The following is a 22,347-nucleotide window of genomic DNA, read 5'->3' as shown; positions in this document are numbered from 1 at the left end:
GGGCCGCCAACCTTTGTCGACGCGTGCTGTGGTTGGAGATTCTGTTGGCTTGCGGGCACGGCTGGGAGGAGATCCTATGGCGATCGGGGCAGATCAACGCCGCCGGGAACGCAAACCACGTATTGAGGCACTGTTCGCTTCCCGGGATGCCGAGGCCGCGCTCGACTTGCTGCACCTCACGGACATGGCCTGGCACGACTGCTACGGCCCGCGCGAGCTTGAGATACCTCCGCCGGTTCTCGACGACGTGCTGCTGCTAGCACACGGCAGTCTTGCCATGCTCATTCGCGTCGCTCGGGAGGCTGTCCTGGACTTTCGCGACGTCCGGATAGCCGCAGACCGCGAGCGTGCGGAAAGCCCGTGACAGCATCGTCTGCTCGGCGCCGGCCCGCGTGCGCAGATTCGGCACCGACGCATCCTGTCTTCGGCACATTCGGAAGTTGACGACCAGCACGCCGTCACCCACGGTGACACCCGATCGGCGGCAGATCCGGATGGCCTACCGGTGAGCGCAGTACCTCCGAGGTGCCTGTGCGGAGCCGATGGTCGCTGTCATAGCCTGCAGCAATGACTGAGGGGCCGGCTCGGTTTGGTGGACGCAGCGATGTCGTCCTGGCGGTGGTCCTGGATTGTGCCGACCTGGATCGCTCGGGGACCTTCTGGTGCGAGGCGCTCGGATACCTGCCTGAACCGCTCTCGCCAGGGCACTACCGGCGGCTGCTACCCGCCGACGGGAACGGCGTTGAGCTCCTGTTGCAGCGAGTGCCCGAACCAAAGACGGACAAGAACAGGATGCACCTGGATCTGCGCGTACCCGACCTTGAGGCGGAGGTGGCCAGACTGGTGTCTCTGGGAGCGCGGTGCATCACGGACAGTCCCATCGAAGTAGGCGGCTGGGCCTGGCACGTCCTCGCCGACCATGACGGCAACGAATTCTGTCTGCTGCGTCCACCCACGACGCCTACCAACCACTGATCCGCACCACGGGCCGGGTTCCACCGCCAGTATTCGCCTCCACCCCCGATCTGGGTCGTGCGCCCGACACCGTTGCAAGCCTCTCCGCTCGCTTCCACGCGGCAGATCCGGACACGCGCCGAGTGGCCGGCCTGGAAGACTGATGCGATGTCCCTTCGGCGCTACCTGAGCGGCTTTCGCCCACCGGTCGATGAGTCCGTGCTTACCGAACCGGCGCTGTGGCTGAATGATCGACTGTTCTGGCCGGCGTTCCTGCTCTCGTTCGGTGGCTCTGACACCGCAGCAATCGCCTTCGACATCGACCCCGCTGATGTCGAAGAATACGCAGCGGAGCTGCACGACCCCAACCGCTGGCCGTTCCTCATCCTGCCGCTCGCCCGTGGGCACCGCCTATACATTCTCTTCCGCAACTTCGAGGACGACTCCGGATGGGACTACCTGCTCCAACCGGCAGACTCCAACACGGTAATCACGCTCGCCGCACTGGAGGGAAGCTTCCAGGGACCAGGCCTATCGTGGCCGGAACTTCTCGTAACCGCTGGTCAGCCGGACCCCGCAAGGACGCGGGCGGAACGCCTGCTGCTGTTGTTGCCCGCCGTCGGCGATGCTGACCTGCCCCACGACGCTAAGGAACTGGTCGCCACGGCCGTCGTCGCGGTCGGCGGTGAACAGCGGTACCGGCGGCAGGTTGCCGGCGAGCTACTGACCGCGAGTCGTCGTTTCTGGGGTGCTCCGGCCTGGACCGAGCAGGGGGACCGCTATGTCTGCCTGGGCTCACACAGCCCTCGCAGCCCGCAGACACCACCGGATCGTCTTGCCCTGATCACCGAGGCGCTTGGCCCCGGGAACTGACCCCTCCGCTGCCCGTTCACCAGCACCTCCGGCCGTTCGTCGACAGCCCACACCAGTTGCGGGCGGTGCACGGTCTGCGGCCGTGAGCGGGTGGTGGGATCCTCGGTTGCCATACTCGCAGGGCGGACTTCGTTATGCGGGCAGTTTGGACGCCGGGCGCCCGTAGCGGTCAATGGCATCGCCCGCCAGGGCGAAAGCTGTTCCCCGCCTGGAACGAGGGTATGAGAAGACGTTGCGGCGCAGAATGCCTCGAACCTCGATGGGCTGCGGCTTGCGCTTGTCAGTAACAGCTCCGGCGATGTCATCGGGAAGACGCTCATAGGAGCTACGCGGCCCGCGACTGCGGATAGCCGCTGCACCGCCCCGGCAAAGCGTGACCGACGCTCGCCGGTAATGCTCCCGCGCTCCGGCCCGGTCGTCCTCCGTCCACCGAATGGAGCGATCAGGAGCGCTGAGACCCGCCGCCGATGGCCTCGGCAGCGGGTCTCAGCTGGCGGGGGGCTTCAGGCTGTGGTGGGCTTCGCCGCGGCAAGCGCCTCGCGTACGACCTGCGCGCTTGCCGGCGTACCGGGAAGCACCCCGTAAGCGCCGTAGGGAGTCACATAGACCGGGGTGTCCCGTTGAGTGCGCCAGTTTTCGGCGAGCGGGCCGGCGTCCACGGTGTCGAAGCCCAGGCTGTCGAAAAGCTCGGCGACCGCCTGCTTGGCGGCCGCGTCGTCACCGGCGATCGGCAGCGCAGACCGGTCCGGGCTGCCAGCCGGTCGCGCCAGGGACCGCAGGTGTTCGAACCAGATGTTGTTGAAACCCTTCACCACGCGGGCTTCCGGAAGCTGCTTCTGCAGCAGCTCACCCGTGGTGGTGGAGCCGTCCTCGATCGCGTCGAAGACGCCGTCGCGCTCCGGGTAGTAGTTGTTGGTGTCGATGACCACCTTGCCAGCGAGGGGCTGCGCCGGGACGTCCCGGTACGCCCGCAGCGGCACGGTCACCACCACGATGTCACCGACCGCGGCCGCCTGCGCGGGGGTCGCGGCGCGCGCCTTCGGCCCCAGCTCGGACACCAGGTCCTGGAGGGTCTGCGGGCCACGGGAGTTGCTCAGCACCACGTCGTGACCGGCGGCGACCGCCAGCCGCGCTACCGTGCTTCCGATGTTGCCACTGCCGATGAGTCCGATCGTCGTCATGTCAGCGCGAACCTCGACGGCCCTCAACCGATTCCGGCCGGCGGCACATCGTGACGGGTGGCACACACCTCGACCGACATACACCGACCGTGCCTGCCGCGCGGTCAGCACGCGATGACAGCGGCAGATCAGTGAGGCCTTTCATCGTGACGGGCCTGGTCGCGGTGGGTGCGGGCAGGGGTCTGTCGACATAGGAGGAAGCTCCCGGTAGGACAGCAGTCGACCAAGTTCCGATGCTCCAACCGGGAGCCTCGCTGTGCTGTCTTACCCGTCCGCGGTCGGGCTGTCCACCCGCACCCTGAACCACCTGGCCGACCTCATCCGGCGCCAAGGCCGGTGGCGGCGCCTCGACGCCGGCCAGCAGGCCCTACTCGCCCTGGCGCATCTGCGTAATGGGGACACCATCGCTCGTCTGGCCTGCGGCTTCGCGGTCAGCGTCACGACGGCCTGGCGGTACGTCCGGGAAGCCATCGACCTGCTCGCCGCACACGCCGAGGACCTGAACCAGGCCATGCGGCGCATCGCCCGGCTCGCGTACGCGATCCTCGACGGCACCCTGATCCCGATCGACCGAGTCGCGGACCAGAAGCCGTACTACTCCGGAAAGCACAAGCGGCACGGCGTCAACGTGCAGGTCATCGCGGACTGCAAGGGACGCCTCATCTGGGCCTCGCCCACCCTGCCGGGCACCGTGCACGACCTGACCGCCGCCCGCACCCACGACCTGATCGACGCGCTGACCAGCGCGAACGTCATGACCCTCGCCGACAAGGCATACCAAGGCCCCGGCGGCAGCATCCGTACGCCCTTCAAGCCCCGCCGTCACCGGCCGCGACTGTCCCACCGGCAGAAAACCGTCAACCGGCACCACGCCAAGATCCGCGCCGTCGGCGAGCGTGCCGTCGCCACCCTCAAGGACTGGAAGATCCTGACCAAACTCCGCTGCTGCCCCCGACGCGCCACCGCGATCGTCCAGGCCATCCTCGCCCTACATCACGGCCCGACCAGCCAAAACCCACGATGAAAGCGCTCAGTCGACAGCTTGGACCTAAAGGAGCGGATTGGCGGCGTGTGCCTCCAAAGATTCGGTTGGCTGACGAGGTGTACATCGTGGATCCGGGCGGCCAAATAGGCGAGTCAACCAAACGGAAAATCGCCTACGCGGAGTCGCTCGGCAAGCCGGTTCGGTATCTGAGCCGCGGACGCTTGACGCGAATGGAAGACGATCCTCAGGAGTGAGTCCGACCGGGCACTCCGCTCATCGGTATCACCGCATCCAGCAGCATCGCACCGTCGTAACGAAACGTCACGCTCGGTCTGCAGCCATGAGTGCACGCCTGATCTTGGCGAAGCCGGAGGGGCACCAATCACCTCTGGGCGGCGGAAGTCGGCCCGTGGGCTCACCGCTGGCGGTCAAGTCCTACCGGATGCATCCGTGCCGGCCTGGGTGCTCGCGCTGCCCGTGCTGGCCCGCACCGCTGATCGCTACGAGCACGCTCGATTCGATCGGAATACAAAGGCGACCTGAGTGTGCCAGAGCCTTTGCGTAGTCGATTGAGGTGTCCCTGATCTGGGCGTACGCGGTGTCGCGGCCTGTGTGGAGGGTTTAGCATCGACCGCCACGGTCCTGGCCGAGGTCGCCGACGTCCGACCCGGCCGCACCCTCGGCGATCTCCAGTTCCTCGACGTAGAGCTGACGGTTACAGAAGTCCTCCGCGGGGCATTGCGGCCCGAACTGGGCGGCGTCGTCCGGGTGGAGTTCCCGGCCGCATTCCTGCCCGACCCAATCGAAGCCACCGTCGAGACCATGCGATCGCAGCTGCCTCGGAATCCCTCCGTCTGGCTGCTGCGCTGGCAGGGCGAGCCGGCCGCGACGAGGAAACCCGGCGCCCCGGCCGAGGACCCCACTGCCGACAAGAGTCTGTACCGGGTCGTGCACCCCCAGTGCGGCGTCTTCGCTCAGGGCGAGCACGGCGTCCTCGCGGCCACCGCTCGACCGGAACCCGCTTCTGGGGCGCAGCGCGAAGCCGAACAGCTCCATACGCTGAGCGACCTGGTGGCGAAGGCAAACGCCTGACGGGATCGGGTTCAGGTATCCGCCATCTCGCCCACTACTCACCCAGGCACGCGTATCAGCATGATCAAGTGCACTACTTTCGGCAGAAGCGGATACTCGAACACCTCCGGGATGATCGGGTTGGCGGAGGCTTGCCGGTAGGGGTATCGGCTGTTCAGCGAGTATGCGTTCGGTGTCTGTTGGGAACCGACGGCGTTGCCACACGGTTCCATGAACATGACTGTCCGACGGATCGGATTGTTGCTCGTGGCCGTCCTGGCAGTGGCAGCCTGTTCCAACGACTCCGGGCGCGCGCTCTACCTCACTCAGTCGGTTGTTTCCTGCCCGCCCGTGGACGGGTTGGCCGGACAACGCTCTGGGGACCAGTTGCTCGCGGACTTTCGTCCGGTCTCGGCCGTCCGGTGCACTTTTCGGATGTCCGTCGAGCAGTCCGCAGGTTCGCCCTCGTCCGGCTTCTTGGGTTGCCGCGCAGCGGTCGGCCGGTCCGTTCGACGACCTCGTCCGGGCGCTGCACCTACCGCCACAGGAGCAGCACGGCGAGCCGGTGTGTGCGGCGGTCTTCGTCGTGCCGGGTGTTGCTGGCACTGACGGACGCGTTGGGCAACACTCTCCTGCCGGCCCTGCCGGGTACCGTGTGCCGCACCCCGCTCCCCGAGGTGCAGTCGGCTCTGGACGCACTGACCTGGGTGGAGATCGACCGCCAGCAGTAAGCCGGTCAGTACCCCTTATCGTGGCAGATCCGGGCGCCGGTGGGAGCCGTTGAGCTGGTGCTGCAGCGATATTGAATAATCCGCGGGTGGATGTTGCCGGTCTGCTCGCTCGGGCTGCGGCCATGGTGCCGGCTGATGTCGTGAACGAGGCCGGCGTGACGGTGGTGGACGTACGCGAGTACCTCGACCACGACGAGTGGGAGGTCGCGTTCGACCTCCTTGCAGACCTTGGCTGCCGGGTCCAGCCGATGAAGCGGCGGTGCAGTGCGCCGGCCGGTGCCCAGGGCATGTCCTCGGCCGCCTGCACGAGATACGCACCGAGGTAGAGGGCCAGCGACACCGGCGCGTCGGCGTACTCCGCGCGCAGCTTCCGCCGCCGCGTCGGACACGGCCACGGCAGGTCACAGCCACCACAGCTCCAGATCGGCAACACCGGCCCATGGGTGGTCACCGCACACCACACGTCGGCTCACCGGAGGCCCTCCGGTCGCCGTGGCTGCACTGGTCTGCCGATTCGTGGTTGCCCTGAGGCCGCCGCAGTTGCCTGCATGGTCGAGTAGACGCTGCTGCGCGGCCGCCTGCTCAACGTCCTGGTAGCGCTTACCGGCCCCTGGCGGTGGCGGAGGCTGAGGTCGTCGAGACAGCCACCGCGTCAGCGCGCACAGCTCAGACCAGATCGCCACAGATTCGTCCCCCTTGATCGAGCAACAGGAGGCGGCGACGAAGATCTGTCCGGCTCTATCGGGTGTGAAGCAGGCACCGGCCCGCCGCCGCCAGTAACGGGAACGCTACGAATGGTCAGCGGCTGTGGCGGGGAGAGTCTGTACCTGAGGGACGGCTACCCGGTTATACCGACGGCGAGGGCCAACTCTCGGGCGTCCTCACCAACCGTGCCCGGCCGGTTCGACAGTTCCAGCGCGACAGTGCGGGCGTACGGATTGTGTCGTACCGTGTCGACGCTCTCCCGCAGCGACCGGCCGAGCAGGTGCACCGCCGCCACCTCCCCCCGCGACAGCAGGTGCGCACGAGCGGCCTCGATCAGCGCGGCCGCGCGGCGGGTGTGCGAGGGCAACGCCCGATAGTCAGTGGTGTCGGCCCGCCGCACCGCCTCACCCGGGCGGCACAGGTCAGTCTCGACGGTGACCGCGTACGCCGCACAGGCCGCTGGCCCGAACATGAGCCACGGATGGGCGTACCCACCGCCGAGCCGGCTGGCGGCTGAGTCGGCGGCATCCCACGCCCGCCACGCCCGACCCGCCCGGCCAGCCTTGCTGTGCCCTAGCGCGATCCCGAGCTGCACCTGCCCCCACCGCGCCAACTGTTCACCACCCGCCGCCGGGTCGACCAGACCCGCAGCCTCTACCAGCACCTGTTCGGCGGCATCGACCTGGTTCGCGCCCCGATAGACGTGCGCGTAGTACCAGGCCGCCACCGCCATCGCGGCCGGGTCGTCAGCGTCCTGGGCCGCCGACATCGCCCGGTCGGCAGCCAGCCACACCAACTCCGGCAACGGCTGGTGCGCCAAGTACAACTGCACCAGGTGATACACCCGCGCCAACTCCACAAACGCCAGCCGACGGTCCCCGCCATCGAGCATCCGGACGCTCCTCTGCACCTCCGTCAGCAACCCCGGAAGCACCGCCGCCACCGCCGTACGCTCAGCCGTCGACCGGTGCCACAACGCCCACGCTTGATCAACCAGATCGCGCACCACGACGACCGGCGTCACCACACCCGCCGGCACGGAAGCCCGCTGCATCACAGCGGCCACCTTGCCGACGTCTGAATGTCCAGCCCTGGTCACCGACGCCACCGGTAACGACTGATCACCAGTCAGATCCGCAAGATCGGAAATGTCGAGCACCTCAGCCAGCCGCAGCAGCATGGGCAGGCGAGGCGGCAGAAGCCGGCCATTCTCCAGAGCCTTGACCCACTCCGCGCTACGCCCCACCAACCCACCAAGAACCGGCCGAGTCTTTCCCGCACGCTCCCGATACATTCGAAGGCGCGCACCAAAGGTCGCGGGATCGCTCATCATCGTCTCCCAGGTAGCGGTCTGGGCAGCGAACCACCGGCCACTACGCCAACAGATCACCACAGTCGACGGTACCCGCGTCCACCGCCTCATCGCGCCCCGCCACGGCGGCAGATGCCGTATCCGTCAGGTGGGAGATTTCGAGCTTTGCCGACCCTGACCGAGAGCCACCCGACCCTCCGCTAGGAAGTTCTGACCACTCCGTCTGGTGGAGTGATCAGGCCGCTACGTGCTTGGCGACCCTGGGATCGAACCGGTGCCCCCCTTTGGTGGCTTTTCAGTCGCCCACGTAGGCGGCGAGGTGCTCGCCGGTGAGGGTGGACCGGGCAGCGACGAGATCGGCGGGAGTGCCCTCGAAGACCACCCGACCGCCGTCGTGGCCGGCGCCCGGACCCAGGTCGATGATCCAGTCGGCGTGGGCCATGACCGCCTGGTGGTGTTCGATGACGATGACCGACTTGCCGGAGTCGACGAGCCGGTCGAGCAGGCCGAGCAGGTGCTCGACATCGGCAAGGTGCAACCCGGTGGTCGGCTCGTCGAGCACGTAGACCCCGCTCTGCTCGGCCATGTGGGTGGCCAGCTTGAGCCGCTGCCGCTCGCCGCCGGAGAGCGTGGTGAGCGGCTGGCCGAGGCTGAGGTAGCCGAGGCCGACCTCGGCGAGCCGATTGAGGATGCGGTGCGCGGCCGGCGTGCGCGCCTCGCCGGACCCGAAGAACTCCTCCGCCTCGCTCACCGGCATCGCGAGCACCTCTGCGATGTCCCGACCGCCGAAGCGGTATTCCAGGACGGAGGCCTGGAACCGCTTGCCCTCGCACTCCTCGCACACGGTGGCGACGCCGGCCATCATCGCCAGGTCGGTGTAGATGACACCGGCGCCGTTGCAGTTGGGGCAGGCGCCTTCGGAGTTGGCGCTGAACAGCGCCGGCTTCACACCGTTGGCCTTAGCGAACGCCTTACGGATCGGGTCGAGCAGTCCGGTGTACGTCGCCGGGTTGCTCCGCCGTGAGCCACGGATCGCGCCCTGGTCGATCGACACCACCCCGGCACCGGGCGGGATCGACCCGTGCACCAGGGAACTCTTGCCCGAACCGGCGACGCCGGTGACCACGACCAGCACCCCGAGCGGGATGTCGACGTCGACGTCGCGCAGGTTGTGCGTCGATGCCTTACGGATCGGCAGTTGCCCGGTGGGCGTACGCACCGACTTCTTGAGGGTGGCCCGGTCGTCCAGGTGCCGGCCGGTGAGCGTACCGCTGGCCCGCAGTCCCTCGACGGTGCCCTCGAAACAGACGGTGCCGCCCGCCGTGCCGGCGCCGGGGCCGAGGTCGACGACGTGGTCGGCGATGGCGATCGTCTCCGGCTTGTGCTCCACCACGAGCACGGTGTTGCCCTTGTCGCGCAGCCGCAGCAGCAGGCGGTTCATCTGCTGGATGTCGTGCGGGTGCAGCCCGATGGTCGGCTCGTCGAAGACGTAGGTGACGTCGGTGAGCGACGAGCCGAGGTGGCGGATCATCTTGGTGCGTTGCGCCTCGCCGCCGGAGAGCGTCCCGGACGGTCGGTCCAGGCTGAGGTAGCCGAGCCCGATCTCGACGAAGGAGTCGAGGGTGTGCTGCAACGACGCCAGCAGCGGTGCCACGGAGGGCTCGCGCAGCCCGCGTACCCACTCGGCGAGATCGCTGATCTGCATCGCGCAGGCGTCGGCGATGTTGACGCCCTTGATCTTCGAAGACCGGGCCGCCTCACTCAGCCGGGTGCCGCCACAGTCGGGGCAGGTCGTGAAGGTGACCGCCCGCTCCACGAAGGTGCGGATGTGCGGCTGCATCGCCTCGACGTCCTTGGACAGGAACGATTTCTGGATCTGCGGGATCAGACCCGCGTACGTCAGGTTGATCCCGTCAACCTTGATCTTGGTCGGCTCCTTGTGGAGCAGGTCGTGCAGTTCCTTCTTGGTGTACTTGCGGATTGGTTTGTCCGCGTCGAAGAAGCCGCTGCCGCGGTAGATCCGGCCGTACCACCCGTCCATGCTGTAACCGGGCACGGTGATCGCGCCCTCGTTGAGCGACTTGCTGTCGTCGTACAACGCGGTCAGGTCGATGTCCGTCACCCGCCCGGTGCCTTCACAGCGCGGGCACATGCCACCGGTGATGCTGAAGCTCCGCCGTTCCTTCGTCGTGGTGCCGCCCCGTTCGATGGTCACCGCGCCGGCGCCACTGATCGAGGCGACGTTGAAGGAGTACGCCTGGGGAGAGCCGATATGCGGCTTGCCGAGCCGGCTGAACAGGATCCGCAGCATGGCGTTGGCGTCGGTGGCGGTGCCGACGGTGGACCGTGGGTTCGCGGCCATCCGCTCCTGGTCGACGATGATCGCGGTGGTCAGCCCGTCGAGGACGTCGACCTCCGGCCGCGCCAACGTCGGCATGAAGCCCTGGATGAAGGCGCTGTAGGTCTCGTTGATCAGCCGCTGCGACTCCGCCGCGATGGTGCTGAACACCAGCGAACTCTTGCCCGAACCGGAGACGCCGGTGAACACCGTCAGCCGGCGCTTCGGCAGCTCGACGGTGACGTCCTTGAGGTTGTTCTCCCGGGCACCCTGCACCCGGATCAAATCGTGGCTGTCGGCGGCCTGCGATGCCGCCGACCGGTTGTCCTCGCTCATCGCACTTCCTGAATACGGATCATGTTGCCGGCGGCGTCCCGGACGGCGCAGTCACGAACCCCGTACGGCTGCTCGGTCGGCTCCTGCACGATCTCGGTGTCGCTGGCCTGCAACCGCTCGAAGACACCGTCGAGGTCGGGCGTGGCCAGCAGGATAGAGGAGTAGGTGCCCTTGGCCATCATCTCGGTGATGGTACGGCGCTCCTCCTCGGTCACCCCGGGGTCGACGGCCGGCGGATGCAGCACGACGGAGGTGCCGGGCTGACCGGGCGGGCCGACGGTGATCCAGCGCATGCCCTGGTAGCCGACATCGTTGCGGACCTCGAAGCCGAGGAGGTCACGGTAGAAGGCCAGGGCGGCGTCCGCGTCGTTGTGCGGCAGGAAACTGGCGTGAATCGTGATGTCCATGCCGTCACGCTAACTGCGGCGCGCGGGCCGCGGCTTCTCGATTCCTGACCGGTCTGGTCACCTGTTTCACCACGCAGGAGGGCATCCCCTTCGTCGCGCGGGCCGCGTCGCGGCGGTAGACGCTGGGCGGCACGCCGACCAGTTCGGTGAAACGGGTGCTGAAGGTGCCCAGGGACGAGCAGCCGACCGCGAAACAGACATCGGTGACGCTGAGGTCGCCGCGACGCAGCAGTGCCATGGCCCGCTCGATGCGCCGGGTCATCAGATAGCCGTACGGGGATTCGCCGTAGGCCAGCCGGAACTGGCGGCTGAGGTGCCCGGCCGACATGTTGACCCCACGGGCGAGCGCCTCGACGTCAAGCGGCTGCGCGTACTCCCGGTCGATGCGGTCACGCACGCGGCGCAGCCGGGCCAGATCGTCGAGGCGCTGTTCGGTGGTGGATCTGCTGGTCACCTGAGCGATCGTGCCACGCCGGTCCGACAGGCGGCGAGTTCGCCGGCCGCCTGGCGTGCCGCGGAGCGCTCAGGGCAGCAGGATGACGTGCAGGGTGCGGGGGCCGTGGACGCCTTCGACCCGGTTGAGTTCGATGTCGCTGGTGGCTGACGGGCCGCTGATCCAGGTCAGTGGTCGATGCGGGGTGAGGCGGGCCAGTGCCTGGGGCACGCCGGCGACGACCTGGTCGGTGCGGATCACGCAGATGTGCAGGTCGGGTAGGAGGCTGAGCACGCGGCGGCCCTGGTCGGGTGAGCCGTCGAGCACGACCGTGCCGGTGTCGGCGATGGCGACGGCGGCGGCGGTGACGACGCCATCTGCGGCGGCGATCTGCTGGTTGTCGAGGTCGTCGTCGGGCCGGGCGGTCACGGTCGGGGGCAGCCAGGCCGCCGGCAGCCCCGGTGGTACGACGATGCTCGCGCCGGTCGGCAGGATGGCGGCGATGGTGTCGGCGACGGCCGGCTCGCCGACCTGGTGCACATGGGCGCGGTAGTCGGTGAGCCGGTCGACCAGCCGGTCGAGGTCGACCGGGCCGTCACGTCGGTAGTCGCGTGGCACCTCCACCGGCGCCGACGCGGCCGCGTCGAGAGCGGCGGGGTCGAGAGCGGCCCGGTCGAGGGCCGCGGGGTCGAGGGCGGCGCGGAGTCGGGCGAGGATGGTCTCCCGGGCGTTCACCGCTGCGCCCACCACTCGCGGAAGGTCTGCGGTGGTGCCTCGGGCAGGTCGCGGCCGGTGGTCCAGCCGGACAGCGGCGGTGGCAGGCCCCGACCGCGCCGGCCGGTCAGCCGGCTCAGCCGGGTCGCGCGTTGCGCCGCCGCGTACAGCGCCGGGTGGTCCATGGCGTACGCGGCGGCAGCCATCGCGGCCGACTCACCGCGCGGGTGCGGCGCCTGGTCGCGCAGGTGCACCAGCAGCTCCGGGATGTTGATCTTCACGGGGCAGGCGTCGTAGCAGGCCCCGCAGAGCGACGACGCGTACGGCAGCGACGCGTTGTCGGCCACCCCGGTCAGCTGTGGCGACAGCACCGCACCGATCGGCCCCGGATACACCGACCCGTACGCGTGCCCGCCGGTGCGCTCGTAGACCGGGCACACGTTCAGGCAGGCCGAGCAGCGGATGCAGTGCAGCGCCTGCCGGCCCACCTCGTCGGCGAGCACCGCGCTGCGACCGTTGTCCAGCAGCACCAGATGAAACGCCTGCGGCCCGTCACCCGCAGTCACACCGGTCCACATCGAGGTGTACGGGTTCATCCGCTCCCCGGTCGAGGCGCGGGGCAGCAGTTGCAGGAACACCTCCAGGTCGCGCCAGGTCGGCACCACCTTCTCCACACCCATCACCGTGATCAGCGTCTGCGGCAGGGTCAGACACATCCGACCGTTGCCCTCGGACTCCACCACCGCCAGCGTGCCCGTCTCCGCCACCGCGAAGTTCGCCCCGGACACCGCCACCGACGTGGCCAGGAACGTCTGCCGCAGAAACCGACGCGCCGCCGCGGCGAGGACCGCTGGCTCGTCGGTCAACCCCGGATCCACCCCCGGCATCGCCCGCAGGAAGATCTCCCGGATCTCGGCCCGGTTACGGTGGATCGCCGGCACCAGAATGTGGCTCGGCCGATCCTCACCCAACTGCACGATCAGCTCGGCCAGATCCGTCTCCACCGGCGCGATCCCGGCCGCCTCGAGGGCCTCGTTGAGACCGATCTCCTGCGTCACCATCGACTTGACCTTGATCACCCGGTCACTACCGGTGGCCCGCACCAGGTCCACGACCATCGCGTTCGCCTCATGGGCGTCGGCCGCCCAGTGCACCACTCCCCCGGCGGCCGTCACCCGATCCTCAAGCTGCTCCAGCAGCTCCGGCAACCGCGCCATGACGTCGGCCTTGATCGCCGACCCGGCCGCCCGCAACTGCTCCCAGTCCGGCACCTCACCGATCACCCCGGCCGACTTCGCCCGGATCGTCGCCGTGGCATGCCCGAGATTACGGCGCAACTGCGCGTCGCCCAGCGCCCGCCGGGCAGCAGCCGGGAACGGCTCCGCGCCACGCAGATGGCCCACGCCCGCTGGGGCGGTCGCCGGCATACCCAGGAAGGTCCGCCTCACGACCCCACCACCAGCCCACCCCGCCCGTCGGTAACGACGTCCTGCTCGGTCGAGGCCAGGATCTCCGCCAGATGCACGGTGCGCACCCCGGTCCGCATCCGCGACAGCCCACCACCGATGTGCATCAGACACGACGCATCCCCCGCCGCGCAGACCTCCGCACCCGTGGACACCACATGCCGCATCTTGTCCGCCAACATCGCCGTCGACGTGTCCGCGTTCTTCACCGCGAAGGTGCCCCCGAACCCACAACACTGCTCCGCCGCCGGCAACTCCACCAGATCCAGCCCCCGCACCGCGCGCAGCAGTCGCACCGGCCGCTCGCCAACCCGCAACATCCGCAGCGAATGACACGTCGGGTGATATGTCACCCGGTGCGGGAAGAACGCACCGACGTCGGTCACCCCGAGCACGTCCACCAACAGCTCGGACAACTCGAACGTCCGCGCCGCCACCGACTCCGCCCGGGACGCCAACCGGACATCACCGGCCCGCCGCGCCACCGTCACGTGCTGATGCCGCACCGACCCGACACACGACCCCGACGGCGCCACGATCACGTCGTACGGATCGAACACCCGCACATGCCGACGCACCAACGGCACCGCCTGCGCCTGGTAGCCGGTGTTGACATGCATCTGCCCACAACACGTCTGCCCCGGCGGGAACACCACCTCGTGACCGAGTCGCTCCAGCAACCGCACCGTCGCCTTCGCCGCCTCGGGGAACAGGGTGTCTGCCAGACACGTCACGAACAACGCAATCCGCATGCCGCACCTCCCCCACCCCCGCCGCACCCGTCCCGACGCTACGGGACCCCGCCGGGCCCGTAGCGCACGATAGTCTGTGGCGGACCTGCCGTCCGTGCATGAGGTGCCTCGGGGAGCCGGCGTTGACGATCGAACCCGCCCGTCCACCGGCGACGGTCAACGGATCCGAGGCCGTGATCCGGTTGGCCCGGGAGGTGAGCGGGCAGATCGCCCCGGCCGAGTCGGGCATCTTCGACCAGGTGGCCGCCGCCTGGCGGGCCGGGTTCCGCCGAGCAGGCCGACCGGGCGGCCCAGTCCAGCGTTCAGGTGATCCCGTTCGGCTGGGGTGCCCCCGAATCCGGACCGGCTGGTCAGGGCATCGTGTCGGCGCGGGTGGCTGTTTCCGTCCCCGAGTGTGAGCCACTGGTCAGGGAGCGGTTCCTGGCGGTGGGTGAGTCCAGCCTCCGCGCGACCGGCAAGCGGACCTACACCAGCGAACCGACGGACGGTGGATTCCCGTACACCGACCTGACCGTCACCGTCTACGCGTAAGACGCCGCGGTGGGCGAAGCCGTGCTGACCGCCGCCCGCGACGCCCGGCGGGCCTGCCCGTCGTTCACGCTCGACGACTCGCTGGACGTCGAGGTCCGGGCCGCCACCGCGCCGAGGATCGGCGAGTTGAGCTGGCGGTACGACAGCACGATGACAGCCGATCTTGCCGGCGGCGGCACCTTGGCCGCGGACAATGCGTACGTGATGATGGCGGTCGGGTACGCCGTCGTCACGGTGTTCGTCTCCGCTTGGCAGGAGCCGCTGGACGAGCAACTGCTCCGGCTGGTCCTGACGACCGTGGAGCACCACCTGCTTGAACCGTGACCGGCTGGTACCCGGGTGTCCGGGATGCCGCACCTTGCCGCACCGCGAACCGTCGAGGTCAGCGGTCGCGGGGGGCGACCAGGCCGGACTCGTAGGCGATGACCACGAGTTGGGCACGGTCGCGGACATGGAGCTTGGTCATCGCCCGGTTGATGTGGGTCTTGGCGGTCAGTGGGCTGATCACCAGGCGTTCGGCGATCTGGCCGTTGGACATGCCCTGCGCGAGGAGAACGACCGTCTCCCGTTCGCGGTTGGTCAACTCCTTCAGTCGCGCACCGGTCTGCGTCCGCGGCGGCTCGGTGACGTACCTGTCGATCAGTTTGCGGGTGATCGACGGTGCGAGCAGGGCGTCGCCGCGGGCAGCCACCCGGACGGCGTGCACGAGATCCGCCGGCTCGATGTCCTTGACGAGGAAACCGGCGGCACCGGCGCGCAGCGCGTGGAAGACGTGTTCGTCCAGACCGTAGTTGGTCAGGATGACCACGTGCACGCCGGCCAGCGCCGGATCCGCGGCGATGTGCCGGGTCGCCTCGATGCCGTCCATGACCGGCATCTGAATGTCGACGAGCGCGATGTCGGGCAGGTGCTTGCGGGCCAGGGTCAGCGCCTGCTGGCCGTCGGCGGCCTCGGCCGCCACCTCGATGTCGTCCTCGATGTCGAGCAGAGCGCGGAATCCGCTGCGCAGCAGCGGCTGGTCGTCGACCAGCAGGACGCGAATCATGCCACGCCCACCGGAAGCTCGGCGTGGACGGTGAAACCGCCCTCGTCGCGTGCCTCGGCCCGCAGCAGTCCACCGAGAGCGGCGACGCGTTCCCGCATCCCGAGCAGTCCGACGCCGGGTGCCGTCGCGCGGCCCGGAGCGGCGGCGCCGTCGTCGTCCACCCGGATCGCGAGGATGCCCGGCCGGTAGTCGACCCGCACCGACGCCGTGGCGGCGGACGCGTGACGGGCGATGTTGGTGAGGGACTCCTGCACGATGCGGTAGGCGGTGCGGCCCACCGCGACCGGCACGTCGGGCCGTTGTCCGTCGATCGTCAACGTCGCGTCCAGGCCGGCCATCCGGGCCCGTCGCACGAGTTCCGGGAGTTGGTCGAGCCCGGGCGAGGTGGCGGTGCCGTCGGCGCGCAGCGTCTCCAGGGTCGCGCGCAGTTCCCGGGTCGCCTCGCGGCTGGCCTCCCGGATGGCCGACAGCGCCTCCGGCACCGGCTCGCCGCGCCGGCTGGCCAGGTGCACGGCGACCTCGGCCTGCACCTTGATGATCGAAATCTGGTGGGTGAGGGAATCATGCAGTTCCCGCGCGATGTGCAGCCGCTCCTCGTCGGCGCGGCGCAGTGCCGTCTCCTCCCGGGTGCGCTCGGCCTCCTCCGCACGCCGCTCGGCCTGTCGAAGCGCCTCACCCGCCGCCCCGGCGGCGATCAGCCAGGCCACTTCGAGGGCGTCGCGGGCCCGCGCGAGTGCTTCGCCGACGGGCAGTCCCGGTGGTAGGGCCAGGGCCGCGAGCGGAAGGGAGACCAGCATCGCGGCCCCCGCCACAGCCGTCACGACGCGGTGCCCCGCGCGTACGGCCGCGTACACCGCGAACAGGAACGCGACGGCGGGCACCTCGATGCCGGTCGCCTGGTGGCCCACCGCGCACACCCCGGTGACGATCAGCACGGCGACCGGAGCCCGTCGACGCGCGGCCAACGCCAGGCCGCCGGTCACCAACCAGGCGTAACCGAACAGGTCCTCCCCGGTGGCGGGGCGTGTCGCGGACAGCCCGGCGATCAGCAGCACTGCCGTCACGCCGACCGCGATCGCCCAGTCCCTGACCGCAGCGCCCCTGAGGATCCGTCCGCACCGCTCGCCCATGCGCGCACCTTAACCGGCCGGCGCGGCCCGGCGACTCCTGCTCACGGACGACTGGCCACCTACCACGCACGCGGTAGTGGGGCGGCGGCCAACCGCGTACGTGGCAGCAGGTCATGCCGGCTGCGGCAGCCGCAAGTGCCTACGCCGGCCGGATGACCGTCGGTACGCCCGCCGACATGATCGGTGAAGTCGGATCCACGACCAGTCGCACCACAGAGGAGAGACAGACATGACGATCGTCAGGCTCGTGCTCACCACCGTCGTGGCCGTCCCGTCCGGGGCGGTCGGACTCGCCGCACCGGTGACCACGCACATCGCCGCCCATCCGACCGCCGCCCAGGGAATGAGCATGAGCGGCGGCCGGATCGGATCGACGGTGGCCGCCCTGCTGGCACTCGCGGGGGTGGTCGTCGGCGGACTAGCGCTCGCCCCGGGTCGTCTCCGCACCGGCAGGGTGCGGGCGGGCTGGATCGCCCTGGTCGCGGGGGCGGTCGGGATGGCCCTCGGTGGTCTGGTCGTGGTCACCTCGGACGCTGGCATCGGCACCGGCAACGGACGGGGCGGCGGTTACGTGGCGCTGGTGGTGGGGCTGATCGCCGTGGTCGTCGGTGGAGTCGTGCTGGCCCGCTCCCGGCGTGTTGGCTGACTGGCCGCGGCTGGTTGGACACGGCCGACGGTCGCCGTCGCCGCCGAGGGGTCGCCGTCACTGTGGTGGAGCAGGCACCGGGGGAAGCGTCGGTGGCCGGTCCAGGTGGTCGAGCCGGGCGAGGTGGACGGTGCCGGCCCGGACCACGGCCGCGGCCAACGCGGTGGTCGCCGGGTGGGCACCGCCCTGCTGCTCGGCGGTGGCGATCCGCACCGACTGTGTCAGGTGCGCCCGCAGGTGCCGGGTGAGCAACGTGCGGAACGCCCGCCCGGTGACCGAACGCAGCGCAGCCAGTTCCTCGTCGGTGACCATGCCGGGCATGTCGTGGCCCTCGTGTGGGTTGACCACCGGTGCGCCGGCGTCGGCCAGCAGCCGCCGGGACCGGCTCAGGTGGGTGCGTTCGCCGGTCCCGATCCGGGTGGCGAGCCGCCGCCAGCCCCGGTCGGTGGTCCGGTTCGACACCAGGTCGAGCATCGGCAGCAGCCGTTCGGCCATGGCCGCCGTCAGCTGGAGCCAGGCGATGTCGGTGGCGCTGAACTGTCCGGTCGTACCCGGCAACGCCACCGTGGGCGGCCCGCCGGCCGGTGGTGGGTCGGCCGCCGGTGCGAGGGCCGGCGACGGCCCGGTGTGCAGCGGCGACGATGGTCCGGCGGTGGGTGACGTTCTGGCGGCGCACCCGGTGACGAGCAGCAGCGCGGCGAGCAGCGTAGCGGGTCGGGCTCGCACCCGGCCTCCTCCTTCGCGTCCGCCCGACGGCGGGCCGGCACGACCGGGCCCGCCGCCGGGTGTCACGGGTCGACTCAGAGCGGCCTGCCGTCGTGTCCGCACTTGATGACCGGACGGATGCAGTCGCGGACGCGACGCGCCAGCTCATCCACGGGCCAGGCGTTGAAGAAGTCGCCGTGCATCGTGTAGCCCGGCCCGGAGGCCAGCCGTAGCCGCGCCGGGTCACCGTTGACCGGGTACCGCAGCACCTGCCGCAGCTTCGGCACGTGCACCGGGTGGCTGGCCGGGCAGGCCTGGTTCACCGGATATGCCAGGTGGCTCTTGTGATCCGGCGAGTCGAGGTCCCGGCCGTTCCAGCACTGCGGAAAGTCCAGGTACGACTCCAGCATCGTGCCGGCCGGGCAGGTGACGAAGTCCTTCGACGGCGGCACGTGCCCGGCGTGCAGGCAGGACCAGCGGGCGATGCTGTCGCCCGGTCCGGCGGCCCGGGCGTTTCCGGCGACCAGGCGCAGCCCCAGCGGGAACGGCTGGGTCTGCGCGACGACGTCGGGACGAACCCCTTCGCCCAGGTAGTAGAACGTGGCGATGGACGGCTCCACCGGCACGTTGTCGCGGTAGAGGGTCGGCACCCAGTACGACGAGACGTCCACCCGGGGGTTGCAGGTGGTGGCGGAGCCGACCAGGTCGGGCAGCGTGGTGTGGGCGTTTGTCACCGTGCTGCCGAAGAAGCTGTGCATGTGCGAGGCGCCGGGCAGCCCGGGGAAGACGATCGGGTCGTCCGGGAGCCGATGGCTGTACGTGCAGTCGGCCGGGAATTCGGCCACCCGGATGGCGTTGATGCCCGGGGCGGCGTCGGCCGGCGCGGTGGTGGCCACGACGTAGCTGCCGAGCAGCACCAGCAGGGCACTGATCGCGGTGGCGAGGCGTAGCCGGCTGTGGTTGACGGGGTGGGGTGCGGCGTTTTCCATCTGATGGCTCCTGTCGGGGAGGGTCAGGGGTCCTTCCGACGCCGCCGCCGTGGACATCGGAACTCCCCTGGCCGGACTGGTGTAGTCGCGGCTGTAATCGAGAGAGCGCTCTCACACATCAGCGTCACCCCAATGTCGATGGTTGTCAATACAGATGCAGCTGGGCGCAGCAACGACGGACCGACCCTCAGGGTCGGCCCGTCGCAGTGCTGGTACTGGCGGTGGCGGTGGGGCGTCGGCCTCGGTCGACGCCCCACCCATGTTCACCAGGTCAGCCGGTTGAGCAGGTCGCGCTCGGCGTGGTGTTGTTGCCGTTCTTCCAGAGCGTGATGCCGAAGTTGTTGCCGTTGCCGTTCGGACGTGCGGTGAGCGTGCCGCTGTTGCCGCTGATCGAGGCGTTCCAGCTGTTCTGCAGGCTCTGGCCACCGTTCGTACGGATGGTGACGGTCCAGTTGTTGCTGCCGCTGACCGAGAAGGTCGTGTTGAACCGGTCGTTCCAATCCTCGGCGCGGTTCACGCTGACCGTGCAGCCGCCGTTACCGGGCGGCGGGGTGGTCGGGTTGCCCGGGTTGCCGGGATCCGAGCTGCCGCCTTCCCGGAGGGTGATGTCCGAGCTTCCCTGGCTCTGGTAACCCTCGGTGGCCATGATCTGGTAGTAGTGGTTACCGAGGTTCAGGCCAACCCGGGCCCAGGCGTCGAAGTGGTTGGCGGTGGTGATGGTGCCGCTGCTGCGCTTCTGCTGCCGGACGCTCCAGTACTGGTAGAACGTCTGGGTGCCGTCGATCGAGGGCTGGTTGACCCGCTGGCTGCGCAGAATGTCGTAGGTGCCGCCGTCGGTGGTGACGCTGCCCAGCCGGGTGGCGCCGCTGCTCGGGTTGTAGCTGCCGAAGTTCTCGACGACGTAGTACTCGACGAGCGGGTTACGGGTCCAGCCGTACAGGGCCAGGTAGCTGTTGTTGTTACCCGGGTTATAGCTGCCCGAGTAGCTGATCGTGCGGCGGGTGCCAGGGTTCCAGCCCTTGCCACCGACCCAGTTGTTGGTGCTCCTGCTCCACGAACTGGAGTAGCGGCCGTTCTCACGCAACACCATGCAGGCGTCGCCGCTGTCCTTCCAGAACGAGAAGAAGAACCCGTTGTGGGTGCCTTCCGTGTTCGAGCAGACCTGCCGGTCGGCCTCGGCCTGGGCGGGGCTGGCCGAGATCGCGACGGTGCCAGTGGTGGCCAACACTGCGGCGAAGGCGGCGGCAGCCAGCATCCTGATGCGTCCACGCCTGCGACTTCGTGGTGGGACGGGGACGTTGTTCATGCTTCCTCCTCATGACGGCTGGCCGGTGGCCAGCAGTGCGCTACGAACCGGCGGTCCCGGTGGCCGGACGGCCACCATCGACTGTCGACGTCGTACCGGGTGGTGGTCTGCCGGTCGTCCTGCACCGTGACCGGCGGAGTAGGTAGCGACAATCAACGATCATCCAGATTCGTCGATGGGCAACAGTATTGGCGCGTCGCCGTCGAGCCGTCAACAACTTCCGGAAATACTCTCGAAACCTTGCCCCGGCCAGCCGCTGACAAGAGGGAGTACGTTGGGGCTGGTCAGCAACAACAGGCCGGCAGGTCACCGCAACGTGAGGTAACGACCGGCCACGCCAGGTCAGGACCACTGTCAACCGGAAGTTCCAGCGACCTTCCGGATGTTCCTCGCCGGCAGGCTCGGTCCATACTGGCTGGTCGGACGGTTGCGCGACCGGCGGCGACCCGGGCCGGTGGAGGTCCCCACCTGCCGTGGCGGGACGGGTGAACCTGGCTATCCGCTACCGGGGTGGCTGGTGAGATGACTGGTCAACACCACCAGCAGCTCGAAACGGGCGGTGGCGTCGTCCAGGTCGTCGCCATACAGGTCACGCAGCCGCTTGAGGCGGTAGCTGACCGTCTGCGGGTGCACGAACAGCTCGGTGGAGACCTCGGCACGCGAGCCCCAGTGCCGGAGCCAGGCGTAGAGCGTCGCCAACAAGCTCTCCCGCTGTGCCGGGCGTAGGTGCGCCAGCGGCGCGAGGCGGCGGGCGGTGAGCACCGCCAACGCCCGCTGCTCGCCGCGCAGGGTCAACGTGACCAGATGGTCGTCGACGAAGACCGGACCAGGGGACGGTCCGACCAGCCCGGCGGCCAGTTCGGCGAGCCGGACGGCCGCCGGCACCTGCGGCCAGCCCAGTTCCGGGCCGACCACCGCCGGCCGCCCGGCCAACGCCTCGGCCAGGGTGGCGCGGGACGCCCGGGCGCCGGCCCGCAGCAGCAGCACGGCGTCGCGGCCACGCTCGATGACAAGTCCGTCCGGGCCGTACCGGAACCGCGCGTCGCGGGCCTGGTACAGCGGCAGCAGTACGGGCACCACCGCATCCAGGTCGGCCCAGCCGATCCGGGCCGCAGCCGACTCGACGGCACTGGGCAGGCCGTCGCCGCGGAGCAGCAGCTCGGCGAGGTGTCGACGACGGTCGCCCTCGCCGGCCTGCTCGCGCAGTTGCAGCGCGTACCCGTCGGTGCTCGCGGCGGCCAGTTCGGCGACGTACGCGCTTACCGCGTCGGAGAGGTCGATCAGTTCCTCCGGGTCGACCGGGCGTAGCCGGGCCAGTGACTGCGACGCCGTACGCAGCAACAGCCGGGCCGCTGTCCGCAGCGCGGCCAGCAGCGCCTCCGGCCCCCGGTCCTCGCGGGCCTCGGCGGCCCCCAACCCGACGAAGACCTCCCGGAACCGGGGCGGCAGTGCCGGTTCCCCGGTGCCGATGAGATCGAGGAAGCGGTCGAGCGCCACCTGCACGGCGGTGCGTACGTCCCGGGCGAACTTGTCGTCGGCGATGCCGGCGAAGGCGGGGGTGGCCTCGGTGACGGCGACCGCGACGGCGGCCACGGTGGCCGGCAGGTGCGGGCGCATCGCGGCGGCCAGATCGGCGGGCAGGTGTCGCCAGGGGGTCGCGGAGACAGGCGCGATCACCCGGCGATTTTGTCACGACAGGATAAGAACGGCGGCGGTTCTCGCTGCCGGCGGGACGTG

Annotated in this window: 24 protein-coding genes; 10 read left to right on the top strand and 14 right to left on the bottom strand. The window is 69.5% G+C overall.

The genetic code is table 11. The features are described 5' to 3' along the window. Positions 1–76 precede the first annotated feature (76 nt). The 3 genes from ACFY2A_RS19690 to ACFY2A_RS19680 all read left to right on the top strand — a co-directional run bounded on the left by ACFY2A_RS19690 (position 77) and on the right by ACFY2A_RS19680 (position 1,827). Complete coding sequence (locus ACFY2A_RS19690; RefSeq protein WP_387173391.1) at positions 77–364, top strand: hypothetical protein; 288 nt, start codon at positions 77–79, stop codon at positions 362–364. A gap of 203 nt (positions 365–567) precedes the next feature. Then, entirely contained in the window at positions 568–975 is a 408-nt protein-coding gene (locus ACFY2A_RS19685) for a VOC family protein (protein ID WP_387173389.1), read from the top strand. 57 nt (positions 976–1,032) lie between these two features. Beyond that, entirely contained in the window at positions 1,033–1,827 is a 795-nt protein-coding gene (locus ACFY2A_RS19680; protein WP_387173387.1) for a hypothetical protein, read from the top strand. A 503-nt stretch (positions 1,828–2,330) separates the two neighbouring features. On the opposite strand, the gene ACFY2A_RS19675 is transcribed toward ACFY2A_RS19680, so the two are convergent. Then, positions 2,331–3,035 (bottom strand): NADPH-dependent F420 reductase, encoded by a 705-nt coding sequence (locus tag ACFY2A_RS19675; protein ID WP_387173385.1) that lies wholly within the window; start codon positions 3,033–3,035, stop codon positions 2,331–2,333. 229 nt (positions 3,036–3,264) lie between these two features. On the opposite strand from ACFY2A_RS19675, the gene ACFY2A_RS19670 reads away from it, so the two are divergent. From ACFY2A_RS19670 to ACFY2A_RS19655, 4 genes are all read left to right on the top strand, one after another. Next, positions 3,265–4,032 (top strand): transposase family protein, encoded by a 768-nt coding sequence (locus ACFY2A_RS19670; RefSeq protein WP_387173383.1) that lies wholly within the window; start codon positions 3,265–3,267, stop codon positions 4,030–4,032. Positions 4,033–4,605: 573 nt separating this feature from the next. Further along, a complete protein-coding gene (locus ACFY2A_RS19665; RefSeq protein WP_387173381.1) occupies positions 4,606–5,085 on the top strand; it encodes a hypothetical protein in 480 nt (159 codons plus the stop codon). A gap of 572 nt (positions 5,086–5,657) precedes the next feature. Beyond that, positions 5,658–5,795, top strand: coding sequence for a hypothetical protein (locus ACFY2A_RS19660; RefSeq protein ID WP_387173379.1), 138 nt, complete (start codon positions 5,658–5,660; stop codon positions 5,793–5,795). Positions 5,796–5,881: 86 nt separating this feature from the next. Further along, on the top strand, positions 5,882–6,121 hold the full coding sequence (locus ACFY2A_RS19655) for a hypothetical protein (RefSeq protein ID WP_387173377.1): 240 nt from the start codon (positions 5,882–5,884) through the stop codon (positions 6,119–6,121). Between the two features lie 512 nt (positions 6,122–6,633). On the opposite strand, the gene ACFY2A_RS19650 is transcribed toward ACFY2A_RS19655, so the two are convergent. From ACFY2A_RS19650 to ACFY2A_RS19620, 7 genes are all read right to left on the bottom strand, one after another. Further along, positions 6,634–7,830, bottom strand: a complete 1,197-nt coding sequence (locus tag ACFY2A_RS19650) for a helix-turn-helix domain-containing protein (RefSeq protein WP_387173375.1) — start codon at positions 7,828–7,830, stop codon at positions 6,634–6,636. A gap of 277 nt (positions 7,831–8,107) precedes the next feature. Continuing rightward, on the bottom strand, positions 8,108–10,486 hold the full coding sequence (locus ACFY2A_RS19645; protein WP_387173373.1) for an ATP-binding cassette domain-containing protein: 2,379 nt from the start codon (positions 10,484–10,486) through the stop codon (positions 8,108–8,110). Then, positions 10,483–10,893, bottom strand: coding sequence for a VOC family protein (locus tag ACFY2A_RS19640; RefSeq protein WP_363922097.1), 411 nt, complete (start codon positions 10,891–10,893; stop codon positions 10,483–10,485). The genes ACFY2A_RS19645 and ACFY2A_RS19640 overlap by 4 nt, the downstream gene beginning before the upstream one ends. 4 nt (positions 10,894–10,897) lie before the next feature. Further along, positions 10,898–11,347, bottom strand: coding sequence for a helix-turn-helix transcriptional regulator (locus ACFY2A_RS19635; protein WP_387173371.1), 450 nt, complete (start codon positions 11,345–11,347; stop codon positions 10,898–10,900). Between the two features lie 69 nt (positions 11,348–11,416). Then, positions 11,417–12,076, bottom strand: a complete 660-nt coding sequence (locus tag ACFY2A_RS19630) for a lactate utilization protein C (RefSeq protein WP_387173369.1) — start codon at positions 12,074–12,076, stop codon at positions 11,417–11,419. After that, entirely contained in the window at positions 12,058–13,467 is a 1,410-nt protein-coding gene (locus ACFY2A_RS19625) for a lactate utilization protein B (RefSeq protein WP_387173417.1), read from the bottom strand. Before ACFY2A_RS19625 ends, ACFY2A_RS19630 begins: the two co-directional genes overlap by 19 nt. Before the next feature lie 17 nt (positions 13,468–13,484). Then, a complete protein-coding gene (locus ACFY2A_RS19620) occupies positions 13,485–14,258 on the bottom strand; it encodes a (Fe-S)-binding protein (RefSeq protein WP_387173367.1) in 774 nt (257 codons plus the stop codon). A gap of 372 nt (positions 14,259–14,630) precedes the next feature. On the opposite strand from ACFY2A_RS19620, the gene ACFY2A_RS19615 reads away from it, so the two are divergent. Continuing rightward, positions 14,631–14,789, top strand: a complete 159-nt coding sequence (locus ACFY2A_RS19615; RefSeq protein WP_387173365.1) for a hypothetical protein — start codon at positions 14,631–14,633, stop codon at positions 14,787–14,789. A gap of 9 nt (positions 14,790–14,798) precedes the next feature. Further along, positions 14,799–15,113 carry a hypothetical protein gene (locus tag ACFY2A_RS19610; protein ID WP_387173363.1) on the top strand — a complete coding sequence of 105 codons (315 nt, stop codon included), beginning with the start codon at positions 14,799–14,801 and terminating at the stop codon, positions 15,111–15,113. A gap of 58 nt (positions 15,114–15,171) precedes the next feature. On the opposite strand, the gene ACFY2A_RS19605 is transcribed toward ACFY2A_RS19610, so the two are convergent. Then, a complete protein-coding gene (locus ACFY2A_RS19605; RefSeq protein WP_387173361.1) occupies positions 15,172–15,834 on the bottom strand; it encodes a response regulator in 663 nt (220 codons plus the stop codon). Next, positions 15,831–16,964, bottom strand: a complete 1,134-nt coding sequence (locus ACFY2A_RS19600) for a sensor histidine kinase (RefSeq protein ID WP_387173359.1) — start codon at positions 16,962–16,964, stop codon at positions 15,831–15,833. Before ACFY2A_RS19600 ends, ACFY2A_RS19605 begins: the two co-directional genes overlap by 4 nt. A 229-nt stretch (positions 16,965–17,193) precedes the next feature. Between ACFY2A_RS19600 and ACFY2A_RS19595 the strand changes: the two genes are divergently transcribed. Beyond that, a complete protein-coding gene (locus ACFY2A_RS19595; RefSeq protein WP_387173357.1) occupies positions 17,194–17,610 on the top strand; it encodes a DUF6223 family protein in 417 nt (138 codons plus the stop codon). 57 nt (positions 17,611–17,667) lie between these two features. Here the strand turns inward: ACFY2A_RS19595 and ACFY2A_RS19590 are convergent, their stop codons facing one another. From ACFY2A_RS19590 to ACFY2A_RS19575, 4 genes are all read right to left on the bottom strand, one after another. Further along, positions 17,668–18,336 carry a DUF305 domain-containing protein gene (locus tag ACFY2A_RS19590; RefSeq protein ID WP_387173355.1) on the bottom strand — a complete coding sequence of 223 codons (669 nt, stop codon included), beginning with the start codon at positions 18,334–18,336 and terminating at the stop codon, positions 17,668–17,670. A 74-nt stretch (positions 18,337–18,410) separates the two neighbouring features. Continuing rightward, entirely contained in the window at positions 18,411–19,304 is an 894-nt protein-coding gene (locus tag ACFY2A_RS19585; protein WP_387173353.1) for a DUF1996 domain-containing protein, read from the bottom strand. Positions 19,305–19,575: 271 nt separating this feature from the next. After that, a complete protein-coding gene (locus ACFY2A_RS19580) occupies positions 19,576–20,610 on the bottom strand; it encodes a glycoside hydrolase family 11 protein (protein ID WP_387173350.1) in 1,035 nt (344 codons plus the stop codon). A gap of 495 nt (positions 20,611–21,105) precedes the next feature. Then, the gene (locus ACFY2A_RS19575) at positions 21,106–22,287 is read right to left on the bottom strand and encodes a PucR family transcriptional regulator (protein WP_387173348.1); all 1,182 of its coding nucleotides are present in this window, start codon (positions 22,285–22,287) and stop codon (positions 21,106–21,108) included. Between the last annotated feature and the right edge of the window lie 60 nt (positions 22,288–22,347).

The sequence above is a fragment of the Micromonospora sp. NPDC000442 genome (assembly GCF_042898635.1).
Classification (GTDB): domain Bacteria; phylum Actinomycetota; class Actinomycetes; order Mycobacteriales; family Micromonosporaceae; genus Micromonospora.
The sequence above is the reverse complement of the archived record's forward strand: the minus strand, read 5'-3'. Positions and strand labels throughout refer to the sequence as shown.

Coding starts and splice junctions, on each gene's coding strand:
- ACFY2A_RS19595 (WP_387173357.1), top strand. CDS start 17,194: ATGACGATCGTCAGGCTCGTGCTCACCACCGTCGTGGCCGTCCCGTCC.
- ACFY2A_RS19625 (WP_387173417.1), bottom strand. CDS start 13,467: ATGCCGGCGACCGCCCCAGCGGGCGTGGGCCATCTGCGTGGCGCGGAG.
- ACFY2A_RS19580 (WP_387173350.1), bottom strand. CDS start 20,610: ATGAACAACGTCCCCGTCCCACCACGAAGTCGCAGGCGTGGACGCATC.
- ACFY2A_RS19690 (WP_387173391.1), top strand. CDS start 77: ATGGCGATCGGGGCAGATCAACGCCGCCGGGAACGCAAACCACGTATT.
- ACFY2A_RS19650 (WP_387173375.1), bottom strand. CDS start 7,830: ATGAGCGATCCCGCGACCTTTGGTGCGCGCCTTCGAATGTATCGGGAG.
- ACFY2A_RS19585 (WP_387173353.1), bottom strand. CDS start 19,304: ATGGAAAACGCCGCACCCCACCCCGTCAACCACAGCCGGCTACGCCTC.
- ACFY2A_RS19640 (WP_363922097.1), bottom strand. CDS start 10,893: ATGGACATCACGATTCACGCCAGTTTCCTGCCGCACAACGACGCGGAC.
- ACFY2A_RS19685 (WP_387173389.1), top strand. CDS start 568: ATGACTGAGGGGCCGGCTCGGTTTGGTGGACGCAGCGATGTCGTCCTG.
- ACFY2A_RS19620 (WP_387173367.1), bottom strand. CDS start 14,258: ATGCGGATTGCGTTGTTCGTGACGTGTCTGGCAGACACCCTGTTCCCC.
- ACFY2A_RS19605 (WP_387173361.1), bottom strand. CDS start 15,834: ATGATTCGCGTCCTGCTGGTCGACGACCAGCCGCTGCTGCGCAGCGGA.
- ACFY2A_RS19600 (WP_387173359.1), bottom strand. CDS start 16,964: ATGGGCGAGCGGTGCGGACGGATCCTCAGGGGCGCTGCGGTCAGGGAC.
- ACFY2A_RS19645 (WP_387173373.1), bottom strand. CDS start 10,486: ATGAGCGAGGACAACCGGTCGGCGGCATCGCAGGCCGCCGACAGCCAC.